Here is a 14,615-nt window from a genome sequence, read left to right as displayed (position 1 = left end):
TGGAAGCTCTCGGGAAAGCCCTTCGGGTGAGGCTGGAAGCCGCCCCTCGTAGCGTCAGGCTTGCTTAATGTAGGGCAACTACGATTTTCACAAGCCTTCCTAACGATGAACGGCTTCCAGTCTCACTGAGCCGCATCCTAAAACGTCAACAGACCCTAGAGCTTGGATTGAATCTCTGATGAAAACGAGCAGCCAGAATAGACCGCTCGTTATCAATTGTTTTTGTTCAGGCGCTTTTCTCGTGAGTCTCTACACCTGTGTGGTCAGTATCTTGCATCAGCAGGGCAGCGGCGCGAGCGACATCTTCATCCGGGCCATTGAACAGCACCAGAAATTCACCAGCGGAAAGCGATTCTTCATAACGAACGATGCTGTCTTTCGGAATGCCAATGCTGGCAAGGCCTGCACCGATCGCCGTTAAACCGCCCACGACAACAGCACCTTCCAGTCCGCCAACAATAGCTGCAACCAGTGGGCCGGCAACAACCAGCGGTCCAATACCGGGAATCACAAAGAAGGCGGCACCGAACAGGATACCCCAGAGGCCACCCCAGAACGCACCGATCTTGCCCCAGGCTTTCATTCGATCGCCGGTGTTGTAGTAGCCAACAACATGCTCTTCCGTGTGGTAATCATTACCGACCACCGAGATTTTTTTCATATCGAAGCCGGCTTTCTGCAGACGTTTAACAGCATCATCAGCGGCATGATGTGTCTTGTAGATGGCAACGCACGTTTTGGGTGTACCCATGGAAGCAACTCCCTTCATGGTCTGACTGCGGAGGCGGGATAACGCGCAGTAAAGGTAGATGAAGGGTGGGGGCAGTCAAACCCGCATCAGGGTGATGCGGGTTGTATCAATGGCATTGCATTTAAGATTTCAGAGGTTCGCTTGGCGCAGGTGCGGAATCATGGGTTTTTGACCACTTGATGATGGCCCGCAAATTCATAGAAAAGAAAATGATATTGGCAATAATCATGGCCATACTTTCAGACAAATAACCAATAGCAATCCAGCTGGAATTTCCGCCCATCATGAGCAGGAAGCCAATTTTATTCTTGTTTCCGATTTGCCAGATTGCCAGAAAGGTAAGAACCATAGCGATCCAGTCGATGCCGTAATAATTGAGATAATCCATTTTAAAATCGCAGTTCTATTGTTGTATTTCTGGGGCATATTGAAAGGTTACGATGCCTGATCAATATGCCTCCACTGCTCTGTCATGTCTGCTTTGTCACCACAGCATTATCACCACTTGGCGTAGTGCTCTTCAGTAAAGCCATAAATTTTGTCGATGGTAATCACTTCGCCATCCGCCGTGGTCAGTTCACCTTCAAAGTGTCCAAACAGCTGGTGGAAGTTACTGGCCATAATCATGAAGTTATTCTTCTCAACCTGCGCGCCTTCGGGATAAAACGTCAGATTGAGTTTATTGCCGCCTGGGTGCTGCCCCTCAACGGTGTTGTTGGAATGCTGGTTATTAGAATAGATGCTCCAAGGCTCAAACAGCTTGTCGGGATCATAGTCAAAGGCGATACCAGGCAGGATATAAAGCTTGCCATCAACCCAGAAGCCATTTTCATTAAAGCTGCTTTCATTGGTGAAACAGGCACCGTTCACACCAATGGCTCGACCATCGTCCATCTGTCCTGACAGGCAGATCCAGTTCCAGAAACAGCGGCGGCGCAGGTAGCCTGCCGACCAGTCGAGGCTGGCACAGGCCTTGAGCTCTTCCAGATCAAAAGTGCCGGACTTGCAGGAGACTTGTCCTTTGCAGGGAACACCGGCCATCTTCTGGGTGTAGGCAAAGCCATTAATATCCACCCGGGTTGCCAGACGAATCGGATCAAACTCTTCCATCGGGAAGGTCATATCCACAGAGGTGCCATCTTTCAGGCGAACAGTCAGAGTGCGTTCGTTATTGGCGCAGCTGAGTTCCACACTGTTTTGGCCCTGACGGAAGTACCAGGTGCCATTATCCGGTGTCTGGTTCACGGAGGAAAAGCCACCGAAGGTCGGTGCCTTGAACTGGTAGCTGTGCAGCTTGCCGGAGGCGGTGTGATAGATATACACGAATGAGACAACTGCGATGCGGGTATCAACAATCGCAGCACCGACAATCAGCTCTGGACAGATGGCTGATACAAACTGGAATTGATTGAAACCAAACCAGCGCTTAAATGCCCCGGCTGTTTTCCCCATGGCTGTGCGCAGATGAAAATCACGGAAGTTGATCTCATCTACTGGCTGTGAATGAAGGCCCTGTTTAACCCGGCCATTTTCGATGAGCTTGAACTGTGTGTTGGTCATTGTTGTTATTTGCACCAATCAGGAAAGGGAAAAGTAATTCCGAGTCATCTGTTTTGCCACGATTATTTTAAATATTGGGCACAGAAAACAATGGCCATAGCGACAGTTCACCTTTATGGCCAGAAAAAAAAGATGGCTTCTACCAACGCAGCACTCCTGGAATATAGTGCTCTGTCAGTGCCTGATAATAATCCCGCAGGTCATCTCTCTGGCTGAGAACCTCATCAGATTTACTGTACAGATCATAACGATTAAAGATTTTCACCCAAGGCATGTTTCTCCAGTCCTGCTGGTTCATTAGCATCAGGTAGCGGGGTTCCATGCCGGTATGGAGTGGATAACAGGAGTGGAAACGAATAACAAAAAGGGCTTCTTCGGGCAGGCGGGACTGTTGTTTTAAAACCTGATAAAGATACTCATCGTGCCCCCAGGTCATAATAACACTGTCCAGACCGATGCCTGGCTTGTAGATGCCAAGATTGGTATTGAACCGGGGGGTATGACTGTCAGGATTACGGGCGAGATGTTCGTGGTACACAATAGTCGGACTGTATTTCAAACCGGTGGGAAAGCAGTCACCTACAACGGCCCACTGGGGCTCACCCCAGAACACCAAAGACTTGCCCATATCGTGGATAAAACCAGTCAGTTGCAGCCATTTTGGATAACCAGCCTTGCGGATAGCTTCTGCGGTTTGATAGGAGTGCTCAAACTGTGACAGGCTTATATCCGGATCACTGTCGTCTACAAGGGTGTCCAGCCGTTCCATCATCTCCCATGCGGAAACACGAGCCTGCTTAAGCTGGCTGTAATGTTGGCGTTTCAACAGGGCAAAGGCATGAGTCTGCTTTTGATGGTGTTCCCGGTAGAACGCCTGCACGCGGTCATCGGCATTAGCGAAATCGCGAAAATCCTTTTTCTCGTCAGCGGTTCCAGCCAGTACTTCTGCCGCGCTGGCAAGCAGTGGAGATGCCAGTGAATAGCTCAGCAGATCACGTCGTGTAATAGCCATGATATCTTGTCTGGCATCCCCGGTTATAGGGCGTGTTGAGGTTTTATGATCGCGCTCAGCTTTCCCGAGAGTTTTCAGGGCTACCCCGCAAGGGGGCAAACCGGTGCAGCGATGAAGACCCCTTTTTTAAAGAAATGGGGTTCTCTTTCAAATCGCTGCAACGACGCCATGGAAGCCGTCCCTCGTTGCGTCAGGCTTGCTTAATGTAGGGCAACTACGATTCTCACAAGCCTTTCTAACGATGAACAGCTTCCAGTCCCACTGAGCCGCATCATAAAACCTCAACACGCCCTTGTGTGATTACTCGTCCGAGAAGTTCAGAGCATCTTCCCATTGCAGGTTGCCGTATTGATCATACAGCTGCTCATTTACTTGATCCCCGGAGAAGTTCAACAAACCATAACCGTTACGGATACGCAGTTTCTGCTCCCGATCTGGATTGGGGTAAGGAGTATGACTATAGTAAGAAATCTCCGGAATGCAGCTACCGTCTTTCTGGAGCAGCTCTTTAGCCGTTCCAACCGGAATAGCGCCATGTCCCCAGCAGCGACCAACCATCTTTCCGGCAGCAGACGACGGTGAATAGACAATGCCCTGATGGATATGTCCCCAGATCCAGTAATCCGGCTGGCGTCCCAGATACTTGTTCACCTGGCTCCAAAGCGGGTCATTCTGTTTCTTGCCATCAAGGCTTATAGCGGTATGGTGGGTCAGCAGTAACAGCTTTTTGCCCTTTTCTCCCATCTTCTTCAGAAACTTTCCCTGCACAGGATCAAGTGCACCATCCTGGAAGAGTGTGCTTGGATCGTTTCGAGCGGTATCCAGACCAACAATAATCCAGTCGGACAGCTCAATGGCGAAGGTTGTGCTTTTGTTCTGGGCGGCAAACTTTGGCGATTCCAGTGTCAGGTAACGCAATCCGTTCTCACCGTCGTACATGCCATGGTTTGAACCCAAAGCGAAAGAGTATTCGGTGCCGGGATCCCACAGTGAAGTGAAATTAAAGGCCTCTTCGCCCGGATGACCATCCATGGTGTAGCGTGTTCCTGCGTAATACTCATCCCCCAGATGTATGGCTATGGTCGCCTGATGCTGCTGCATGGCGTTCATAACCATCTGGGCCGGGCTTGGGTCGGTTCCATCGGTCCAGTACCCCGTGCCCCAGTCGCCAACCACTAAAATGGAGATATCCGTTCTATCACTGAGATCCAGATAGGCTGGCTGATTCATCGGTGCCTTCTGGATAAACCCTGTTTTATAACCGATGTAATAGGCGAGAGCCGTACTCCAGCCAGGATCCAGCTGGGAGTATTTGGCTGGGTTGTACAGATTACCTTCCTGATCCAGAAAACCGCTGATCGGTAGATCGTGGAATGAGAAGTCTTTCAGCTTTTGCTCCAGAGTTTCGTGATGTGTCCCCATCACTTTCTGGTATTCACTCTTCAGAATCGAGGTGCAGGGCATATTGAGTTTGTGTTTCAGACCAGCACTGATGTCCGGAAGAATATGATTCAGAACAAAGAGTGACTGGGCATGTTCATCCAGCTCAGGGCTGTCTACCGAGTCAGCATTGTCGATAAAATTGCGCAGTTTTTCCTCCCGGGTGACCAGCTCCTGCCAGAAGTTGTCTATATCCGCCTGCTGTTGTTTATCGAGCGTAGTGTTTTCCAGCCAATCGAGCATATTGCGGAAGTAGGAGTTATGTTGTTTGGGAACACTGTCGTAAAAGACCTGGCCTTTTTCACAGGCTTGGGCGGGTGGCGGTGTATTGGCAATAATGTCTGTGGATGCAAACAGGGTAAGACTGAGACAGAGAGCAGATGCAGCCAGAGGGGTACGGCAAAAAACAGTCGATGCTTTCATATTTCAGGCAGGTGTTGTGGGAATGGAGGAGACAGCCTAGTCGATACCCGTCAGGCCGGCGGGTAATCAGGATGCTTTTTTATGTGCAGAAAGCTTGGTAAAGGCGGAGAGAATGCGATCCCATCTGTCTCGGTCTGCCTGAGTCGGCTGGTAGTTCTGGTCATCGTGATGGATATAAACCTTATCAGGATGATACTGGCGGGCCAGCTTGCGGTACTGCCTGTTGATCTCTTGAAGACTGGCATCCTGGGGCAGTTCAAGATCACGATAGGCCATGGTGATTTCTGCCTGGCTATACGGCACTGATGATGAGAAGTACCCAAATGTTGTTGAGCGGAACATTCTTTCCCCCATCTCCTTAAGATCCCGGGAGAGTGAGCCTATTATCTCCATCACTTTATCAGTACTTGCCTGATAAGCATTAGACCAGCTGCTCTGGATCTCATTCACCCTCTCAATCCATTCCGGGTCACAGAGCTGAGCGTGTAACTCGTGCAGAATCGAACGGGTTTCCCTCAGCTCGTCTGCATCATCAGGGCTGACTTCGTATGTCTTGGGGAGCTGGTGGTAAGTTGTCGAGATAGCTTCAGCCTCGCGGCCAGGCCATGATTTTTTGCGATCCAGCTCGCCCATTCCTGAGATATAGCTAATCCACAGATCCGTCTGCATCTCAAACAGATCAAGGAAGGCTTCCAGTGCTGCATCGGATAAACGTTTATGGCTGTCTTTGCCGGAATCTTTAGGACCTGAGTAAGTCTGCACCGCTTTGGAGGTTGCAGCTGAGGTTTCTTCTGTATCGTTGTTTCTGCGATGGTGCTTTACAGACCCTCTGTGTCTTAATCGTCTTCGCTTTCCTATACGGCGACCTGATCGGGCATTGCAACATTCGTCCTCATCTGAGGGATCGCTTTCCTGCAAGGAGTCATAGTTATAGCCAGAGGGCTCAGGGATATTTTTATCGGGGTATTCCTGATTAAACAGTTTGACGTTCTGCACGAGGATGTAGGCATATTGTTTGGCCAGTGCACTGATGTGCTGATTGGTATCTCGCTTCAGTTGTTGGGTTTTCGCTTTCCATTCACTGACAAAAGCATCCAGCATGCCGAGTTTGCTGTTTGCCAGCAGTTTGGCGTCTTCCAGAGGCATACTAAGCGGGCAATATTGCGGACTGGGTGAGCGGTACATGGGAAACCGGTTATCCAGTGTGGCTGATTCTAAAGCCTGATAAATCTCCGGATCTGTGCTTGCCAGCTCCAGGGTAAAACGATGGTAGAGATCGACCTGTGCCCGGTTCATGGGCAAAGGGGGGAGGGAGAGGCTTTGGCAAAGGCAGGCGTGCAGTGAACGAGTAACCCTCATGCCAGAGAGGCTCTGTTCAGACTGGAAGCTGGAACCTTCACTTGAATCCGGTGTGTACATCATCCGCCCTTTTCCTTTGGTGGTTTTACGACCTGAAAAGTTTTTGGATGAAGGGATAACAGACCCGAGACTTTCGCCCCTGGCAGGGTTGGTATGCACATCGCGTTCACTCGTGCCGCGGCAGCGCAATTCGTAGTGTGTCGCCATGATCCTGCCAATAGAAAGAGGGGTGATGGAGGTTAGTGTGTGGTGGCAGGAAGAGAGTTCCGAGACGATACCGACATGACAGACGGGCTGACATTGTCGTTATAAGAGTGCAGGGATTAAGAAATGTGGCTGGTTAAAAAATAGACAGTTTGCGCCATCCCATGGTGGTTCTACAAAATTTGAAAATTTAACAGAACAACCAACAGACTTATCCACAGAAGTTGTGGAAAAAACGGTAATAATAAGATTTCAGCTTATAGCTTTGCACTTCGGTTTATACCTAGTGCGGTGTCGTTTGAGTATCTGTATTTTATAAATACGACTTTAGATTTCCCTTTACAGAACGATTAGAGCATGACCATTTCAGTGTCTTATTACTATCAGTTTACCGCCGCCGGTGGCTAGCTGATAAAACCTTAACGCAGCTTTGCCACTGGCGCTTATCCCGGGTTCGAGGATAAGGGTTTGGATGGCACACAGCTGAAAAAGCACTGAAAGTTTCTCTCCATATATCCCCCTTAATCCCAGCCTTGATAGCGCCTGTCGACGACAGCTGTTTATTACTTTCGACTTATAACAATGATTGCTGGGACATTATGAAAAATCGCTTGTTGGGAAGTACCCTGATTGTAGCTGGCACAACGATTGGTGCCGGTATGCTGGCTTTGCCACTGATTACGACATCCGTTGGTCTGGGCATGTCCGTTATGCTGATGCTGCTGGTTTGGGCCGTATCGGCTGCCGGTGGCCTGTTAATGGCTGAGGCAGCTAACGCCTGCCCTGAAGATACCAGCCTGCATGGTATGGCCGGAACCTTGCTTGGTCGTAAGGGACAGTTTGTCTCTGCCGGTTCCAGTATGTTCCTCTACTACGCTCTTTGTGCGGCCTACATCAGCGGCTGCAGCTCGCAGCTGCAACTGGCAGCCCGGGTGCTGTTTGATGTGCAGCTGCACAGCACAGTAGCGGCTTTGATTGTGACCGCGATTACCGCCTTTATTGTCAGTGCCGGTACCCGCCGTGTGGATGGCATCAACCGTATTCTGTTCCCTTTGATGCTGGTGGCTTTGGCCGTGGTACTGGCAGTGCTGAGCCCATCCGTTGAACCGGCTCACCTGGAATTTGAACCTGCTGATCTGACGGCCGGTGTCATTCTGGCAACTCTGCCGGTGCTGTACACCTCCTTTGGCTTCCACGTGGTTGTCCCTTCTATTGGCCGTTACATGGACAGCTGTCACACCAGTGTGCGCCGTGCGGTAATCATGGGCAGTCTGCTTCCTGTGGTTCTGTACCTGTTCTGGCAGCTGATAGTGAATGGTGTGCTGGGCAGTGAAGGCATGACGGCCGTCTCCGCTGGTGACCCGGTTGCGGGTATGGTGGGTGGCCTGGCGGCTCACACTGGTATTGGCTGGATCTCTACTGCTGTGGCCGGTTTCGCGGCATTGGCACTGGTGACTTCCTTCCTGGGTGTGGCACTGGGTCTGTACGACTACCTGCTGGAAGCCTGTGAAGGCCGTCAGATCAAAGGCCGGGCTCCTGCTATCTCTGTAACCTTCCTGCCACCGCTGGCTATCGCGATTCTGGCCCCGGGCAGCTTTGTCGCCGCATTGGGCTATGCAGCTCTGGCTCTGGTATTTCTAGCTGCTTTCCTTCCGGCTGCCATGGTCTGGAAGGTACGCACTGAGAAGCGTTTTTCTCCATCCCTGATCATTGTGGTCGTGGGCGGTATTCTGATTGCCGGCTCCCAGATTGGCATTGCCACGGGCATGCTGGGTGGGATTTCCTGACGTTTCGCATTTGTTTGACTACTTTATTTCGCACTACAACAGCAACAGCCATAACTGAATAAACCTGAGGGCAGTCTCACCAAGGAGGCTGCTTTCTGTTACTCAGGTAATGGACAGGCAAGAGGGGCGGGCAGGGCGAAGGCTTTAAACAGCTGATTTCGCTTTCCGTACACCGGGGATTGCCTTGCACCGTATGGAGCCTTGCAGTGCGGATCAGATTGTCGAAAGTATTCCGGGGGGAATATCCGGGGAGAGTATTGCTCCCGTTGTGGCTATTGGCCGCAGCTATTGTTTGTGCTCCGGTGATGGCTGACCAGCCTTCATCGGAGGCGATGATAGAGCTGAGTGATGAGCAGCTTCATCAAGCTCTGGATGAAGCGTTGCCTCAACCTTCTGAAGATGACCTGCTTACAGATACGCCGGATGTATCGGCTCCTCCGGTCGTGCAGCTGGAACAGATCTATCAGGATCTTCAGATTCGGGATGTGGATAGCGTTCGTAGAAACTTTATCTCCAGCCTGCCAGCAGACAAACAACTGTCTTTCCGTGATTCAGCCTATGGCTGGGGTGTCTGGGCTGCAGACCAGCTAAAACAGGAAGCTCTGGCCGGTGGGGCAGCGCTCTCGATGATGGCGCTTTCTGCCTATGGCCGCACTACCTTACAGTCTTTGCTGAATAATAAAGCCGGCCCGTTTCTGCAAAATTACGGATTGTTGGCCTCCGATCTTGGGGTTGATGCTCTCACCAGCCAAAGTTGGGAAGACCTTGCCTTACGTTCAGCCTTGAGTGTGGTGGCCTGGGCCGGACAGGAACGGATGGGAACAGTGCCTGCCTATCTGATGCGTTATGTCTTTTCCCATGCCTGGCTGTTGAAAGAAACCTGGCCGGATATTTCTCGCCAGCTGCAGCCGGGTATCAGCGGTGTGCGCAAGTTTACCTGCCTTAACAGCAATTTGTGTGAAGCCGTAACGCTGTATTACCACATCCCGGATCACAACTACTCGCCGGATACCGGACAGCCCTGGTTATCACTCGAATTTCCCTGGCGTCTGCATACCCCGGTGGCCAGCAATGATTTGGAAGAAGAGCTGTTGAACCTGAGGCGCTGGGCTCGTGAAGAGGGCGTGGAGCGGGTTCATATCTATCCGGATATGGATAACGGCCAGCTCAAACTCTGGGCCCGGTACTGGAAAGGCGGGCGCAGCAGCCGGCTCTATAATATTCCCGGGCATTACGGTGTAGGTTCCCGTTCTATATGGTGGACCACGCTGTTACAAAAGAAGCAGATTGATTCGTCTGGCCGACAGGTTATTAACCCTTTGCATGTGGATATTCTTGCAGAGGTGGTTGCTGCTCTGACCGGTAGTCGTGTGCTGCCAGTATATATTTCCGGAGATGATCCGATTTCTGCCGGAGATATGTTGTTTGCCGTTTCGTCCGGTGAGTCTGGCGGTGTGGTTGTGGACTCTCACTACCATCAAAGCTTTGAGTTGCCAGACCTCTATCTGGATACCAGCACTCTCTTTGATGATATTACCCGGCGTGCGCTGAAGTCTTTGAACGGTTATCGCACTCCGGTTCCTGCCAGAGGTTTATGGAAGTTGGGTGCCGGGGTGTTACGCTCGACCGCCTATCGGTCAGCCTTTGAATGGGGAACACGTCGGCTGGCCAGTCGGATGCAAGAGCATCCCGAGTCCAAAGATAAGTGCAGTCCGAAGGATCTGAAGAGGATGCGCCGGCAATTAATGCAGGCCAATTTTGATAGCGGTGGTGCTGCTTCGTCTGACGCGGAAGAATCTTCGGCCAGCTCTGAACCCAGCGCTAAACAAAGCAATGAAAGCCTGACATCGTCTTCACATTCATCCGATGGGGAACCGTCGAGTGGATCCGTACAGTCCAGTGCCGCCACATTGTCCTCGACGAAGGCTCAATCTGTCATGGTCAGCCGTGATGGGGCTTCTGAGATTGATTCTGTCAGTGAAAGTTCCCAATCGCGGCAGTCATCGGATCATAGGGAGGCTGCTTCAAAACACTCCTCCGCAAAGAAGGTTTCTGTGGACAATGAGGCCCCCGGAAGCAGTGGTGATGATGACAGCAGTGAACCTGACGATTCAGACAAAACTTCAGAGTCCGCGACAACCAGTGTTGTTTCACAGCCGGAAGCCAGTCCGGAGCTTGTTGTCTCAGGGGCGCACAAAACAAGACGAATAGTTGTTATGGGCCGGGATCGGGAAGGGAACCGCGCCTTTATGAAACAGCTGGCCGGAACTCTTCCGGCCAGAAAGGGAGCTGCAGCTGACCCCAATGCTCCGGACTTTATCCGTCGGAAGTACGAGCCCACCGCTGTAGAGGGTATTGATGAGCCCGTGGAGTTTGTCGAGATTCTGGTGGGGGATACCGGTGATCAGGCGGAAGATATTGTTGATATGAAGCATGGCCGCCTGCTTAAGGCTTTGAGAAAAGCGGATAACCTGATCTGGTGTGCTGATATTCGTACCTACAAGCCAGCTTCCAATACCGACTCTTTCACAGATGACGAAGCATTTAAGGACTTTGTGAAAGAGCAGGAAGCGGCGCAGTCATTGGAACATAAAATATTTGAACATGTGGCCACGATGGGGCGGGAAGTGAAGAAGCCGTTAATGGTGGCACTGACCCATGCCGGGGATGATAAAACCTATGCCACTATCAACTTTCCCAAGGTACCTAACGAGCCGGTGCCGGATGAGCAGGGATTGGATGTATTCCGCCGGCATCGCCTCTATAGCCTGGCCGCGGCCCAGTATCAGAAGCATGAAAAAATGCTGGGTTCTGATGGTGTGATTCTGGTTGCGGATGGTCGTCAGGATGAGGAGAAGCTGCACTATCGGGCTCTGGCGATCGAGAAAGGGCTGCGCAATGAGATTACCAAGGAGCTGGAAGCGGCTTACAAGCAGAAGTTAAAGGACAGAACCGCATTCTATGATAAGCAGCGTATCTCACACACTGATCGTACGGCAGCGATACTGATGTTGCGGAAAGAGTATGAGGATGGGCTCAAAGCCGCCCTGACTCCGGAAGCTCTGGAAGCGGCTATGAATGAAAAGCCTGCCACATGGTGGCAGGCTGCAGTGGAACGATTAAAAGTCGAGTTCAAAGAAAAGCCGCAGGCCGAGACTGAGTAATCAGTCTCCCGCTCAGGCCGGCAGGCTGATAGTAATGCGCAGCCCGCCTTCTTCACGGTTACTCAGTGCGATATCACCGCCGTGGGCGTGGATAATATTTCGGGCAATGGCCATACCCAGCCCGATACCTCCGGTTTCCCGGCAGCGGGAGTCTTCCAGCCGGACAAAAGGTTCAAAGACCCGATCCATATCCTTTTCGTCCATTCCAGGGCCATCGTCGTCAATGGTGATCAGGATATTCTGACTGTCGCGACCAAGAGAAACATGGGCTCGCTGTCCATATTTCACCGCGTTCTCAATTAAGTTACGAAGTGCACGACGCAGGCTTAGCGGCCGGCAGATCGTCACGATATCCGGACCTTCCTCGTAACTGACATCCAGACCAATCTCCACCAGATCTTCACAGGTACTGTCGAGCAGGGCATCCAGATTGACCTTTTTGGATGGCTCCTTATCGGCATTTTCCCGGGCGAAGGTCAGCGTTGCTTCCACCATGTGCTGCATCTCATCCAGCGTGGCCAGCAACTGTTGTTGCTCGACACTGTCATCCAGCAGTTCGACCCGCAGACGCAGCGTGGTAATCGGAGTGCGCAGGTCGTGGGTAATGGCGGCCAGCATATTGGTCCGGTCTTCCACGAACCGCTTGAGGCGCAGGTTCATCCGGTTAAAGGCGCGGGTGGCACGACGTACGTCGTCGGGGCCTTCTTCCGGCAGCGGCTCAACATCTTCACCACGGCCCAGACGATTGGAGGCGATGGACATGGCTCGCAGTGGTCGGGTGATACGCCGTACCATGATGGTCATGGCGACCAAAACCAGACCTGATGCGACAATCAGGAAAATGATGGTCTGGCGGGCTGCCAGAGGTTCCATCGCCGGAGCTTCTGCCACCAGATTCAGCCAGGTCTTGTCCGGGAGCTGGATGGACATGGCGGTGAATTCGGTATCCTGCTCATTTCCGCGCTTGCGGGGAATCGGACGACAGGACTCCTCATTGGTCAGCGGGTTTATGGTACAGACTTCATCCCAGGTCTTACGGCGCTCATGGGTGGTGATCTGTATTCTGACCTTGTCGTGGAATCCCGGGCCGAGGAATTTTTCGATACGCCGGGAAATACCTCCGCGCCACTCATGGAAGCTGCCCCGATCCTTCAATACAGGACGCAGGGTTATGCTGTAGCGGGATAGCGGAGTGCTGGCGGCATCAACCATAGCGCCATGAAGAATTGCCGGAGACTTCGACAGCTTTTGTGCCAGCAGGACTGTCCGTTGAATCGCCTGCCCCTGGGCACTGTGATAGAAGTTGGCTTTGTGAGCATCAAACAGGATGATGGCGGTAATAATCTGGGCGACCAGAAGTGCCAGTAAAACAACCAGCACCATCTGAGCCGTCATGCTTCTGGGAAGAAGCGGAATTCTACGGAGGGAAAATTTACGCATTCCACCCCTCATCCCGCGACAACTTCCGCAGTGAGCATGTAACCACCGCCCCACACTGTTTTGATCAGTGTCGGGTTCTTGGGATCCACTTCTACCTTCTTGCGCAGACGACTGACCTGGTTATCAATACTGCGGTCAAATGGCATGGCTTCCCGCCCCTGGGTGATATCAAGCAGCTGATCGCGGCTCAATACCCGACGAGGGTTGTTGGTGAAGGCGGACAGCAGACGATATTCCGCGGTGCTCAGAGGAATAACCAGTTCACTGTCGTCTTCCAGCTGGCGCAGGTTGTTATCCAGTACCCAGCGGTCGAAGCGCAGGCGATCACTGTCTTCTGAGCTTTCTTCTTTTTGGCTGGAGCGGCTGGAACGACGCAGAACCGCCTTGATGCGGGCGAGCAGTTCCCGCGGGCTGAACGGCTTGCTGATATAGTCATCTGCACCCATCTCCAGACCGACAATACGATCAGCCTCTTCACCCATGGCTGTGAGCATAATAATAGGCGGGCCATCAATGCTGCGGACATGACGACACAGGCTGAGACCGTCTTCGCCCGGCATCATCAGATCCAGAACAATCAGATTGATATCGTCGTGTTCGTTCAGTGCTTCACGCATACTGACACCGTCCATGGCCAGCGTAACGCGCATACCATGGCGGCTCAGGTATTGTCCGAGCAGATCCCGGATTTCATGGTGATCATCAACCACCAGAATGTGTTCATTGTTTTCCATAAAACCTCAACACGCCCTAGAGCCTAACTTTGTGCCCATTATATGGATTTGGCTGCCTGGATGTTGTAGCAAAGTTGGGCACGGTAAAAGTCGTTTTTACATTGCTGCGACATCTTCACACACTCTTACTCTTCTGCAAGATACTCTCAGTACAAGACGGGTGTTTAATTTAGCCTGAACGAAATGCCCGAAGGCAAGGAGAGTTAAAATGAAAAAGTCAGGTTTCGGAAAGATTGGTCAGGTTGCTGTTATTGCTACCACAATGACTTTTGCCGGCGGTGCCATGGCATGGGGCTGGGGTAACAACGATGGTGAAGGTCGTGGTCATCGCGATGGACGTGGCTACCACCAGATGCAGAACGGCGGCTGTGATATGGGTGGCTTCCATGGTGCCGGTATGCGCGGTGGCATGGACCGGTGGCAGGAACGCCTTGATCGTGAACTGACAGCTGAACAGGTAACGACTCTGGCTGAAGCCCGCCTGATTATGCACGGTAACGAAAATATCAAAGTGGGTGAAGTGAAGCCGACCAGTGATGGTTACAGCGTTAGTATCGTAACTGTGAAGTCCGGCGATCTGGTAGACACCCTGGAACTGGCCAAGAACGGCCTGCCACTGCAAATGGTTGAGCGTATGGAAGAGCGTGAGAAATACCGTCAGCAGCGGATGGGCAAGAACGGATAACGATCAGCCCGTATAAAGATTGAGAGCTGAGAGTGTGAGGGGCTGTTGCTGTGACA

General features: G+C 51.9%; 11 protein-coding genes. 3 read left to right on the top strand and 8 right to left on the bottom strand.

Annotation, left to right across the window (positions count from 1 at the left end; all coding sequences use genetic code 11):
- Window positions 1-226: 226 nt before the first annotated feature.
- The 6 genes from EHSB41UT_RS04200 to EHSB41UT_RS04175 form a co-directional block, all read right to left on the bottom strand.
- Window positions 227-751 carry a general stress protein gene (locus EHSB41UT_RS04200; protein WP_087107952.1) on the bottom strand — a complete coding sequence of 175 codons (525 nt, stop codon included), beginning with the start codon at window positions 749-751 and terminating at the stop codon, window positions 227-229.
- A 121-nt stretch (window positions 752-872) separates the two neighbouring features.
- The gene (locus tag EHSB41UT_RS04195; RefSeq protein WP_087107230.1) at window positions 873-1,139 is read right to left on the bottom strand and encodes a nicotinamide mononucleotide transporter; all 267 of its coding nucleotides are present in this window, start codon (window positions 1,137-1,139) and stop codon (window positions 873-875) included.
- A gap of 110 nt (window positions 1,140-1,249) precedes the next feature.
- Window positions 1,250-2,311 carry a DUF2804 domain-containing protein gene (locus EHSB41UT_RS04190; protein WP_087107228.1) on the bottom strand — a complete coding sequence of 354 codons (1,062 nt, stop codon included), beginning with the start codon at window positions 2,309-2,311 and terminating at the stop codon, window positions 1,250-1,252.
- Between the two features lie 139 nt (window positions 2,312-2,450).
- Window positions 2,451-3,323, bottom strand: a complete 873-nt coding sequence (locus EHSB41UT_RS04185; protein ID WP_087107226.1) for an inositol oxygenase family protein — start codon at window positions 3,321-3,323, stop codon at window positions 2,451-2,453.
- 300 nt (window positions 3,324-3,623) lie between these two features.
- The gene (locus EHSB41UT_RS04180) at window positions 3,624-5,186 is read right to left on the bottom strand and encodes a metallophosphoesterase (protein ID WP_087107224.1); all 1,563 of its coding nucleotides are present in this window, start codon (window positions 5,184-5,186) and stop codon (window positions 3,624-3,626) included.
- Window positions 5,187-5,252: 66 nt separating this feature from the next.
- Entirely contained in the window at window positions 5,253-6,752 is a 1,500-nt protein-coding gene (locus EHSB41UT_RS04175; protein WP_087107222.1) for a DnaJ domain-containing protein, read from the bottom strand.
- Between the two features lie 596 nt (window positions 6,753-7,348).
- Here EHSB41UT_RS04175 and EHSB41UT_RS04170 point away from each other — a divergent pair.
- Window positions 7,349-8,536 carry an amino acid permease gene (locus tag EHSB41UT_RS04170; protein ID WP_087107220.1) on the top strand — a complete coding sequence of 396 codons (1,188 nt, stop codon included), beginning with the start codon at window positions 7,349-7,351 and terminating at the stop codon, window positions 8,534-8,536.
- Window positions 8,537-8,793: 257 nt separating this feature from the next.
- A complete protein-coding gene (locus tag EHSB41UT_RS04165; protein WP_133060387.1) occupies window positions 8,794-11,700 on the top strand; it encodes a hypothetical protein in 2,907 nt (968 codons plus the stop codon).
- Between the two features lie 12 nt (window positions 11,701-11,712).
- Here the strand turns inward: EHSB41UT_RS04165 and EHSB41UT_RS04160 are convergent, their stop codons facing one another.
- Window positions 11,713-13,140 (bottom strand): ATP-binding protein, encoded by a 1,428-nt coding sequence (locus EHSB41UT_RS04160; protein ID WP_165767145.1) that lies wholly within the window; start codon window positions 13,138-13,140, stop codon window positions 11,713-11,715.
- Window positions 13,141-13,148: 8 nt separating this feature from the next.
- Complete coding sequence (locus tag EHSB41UT_RS04155; protein WP_087107214.1) at window positions 13,149-13,874, bottom strand: response regulator; 726 nt, start codon at window positions 13,872-13,874, stop codon at window positions 13,149-13,151.
- A gap of 208 nt (window positions 13,875-14,082) precedes the next feature.
- Between EHSB41UT_RS04155 and EHSB41UT_RS04150 the strand changes: the two genes are divergently transcribed.
- Window positions 14,083-14,559: a hypothetical protein gene (locus tag EHSB41UT_RS04150; RefSeq protein WP_087107212.1), complete on the top strand. Its 477-nt coding sequence runs from the start codon at window positions 14,083-14,085 to the stop codon at window positions 14,557-14,559.
- Window positions 14,560-14,615: the final 56 nt, after the last annotated feature.

Origin of the sequence: Parendozoicomonas haliclonae, from assembly GCF_900174585.1 — a bacterium.
Taxonomy (GTDB): domain Bacteria; phylum Pseudomonadota; class Gammaproteobacteria; order Pseudomonadales; family Endozoicomonadaceae; genus Sansalvadorimonas; species Sansalvadorimonas haliclonae.
The sequence above is the reverse complement of the archived record's forward strand: the minus strand, read 5'-3'. Positions and strand labels throughout refer to the sequence as shown.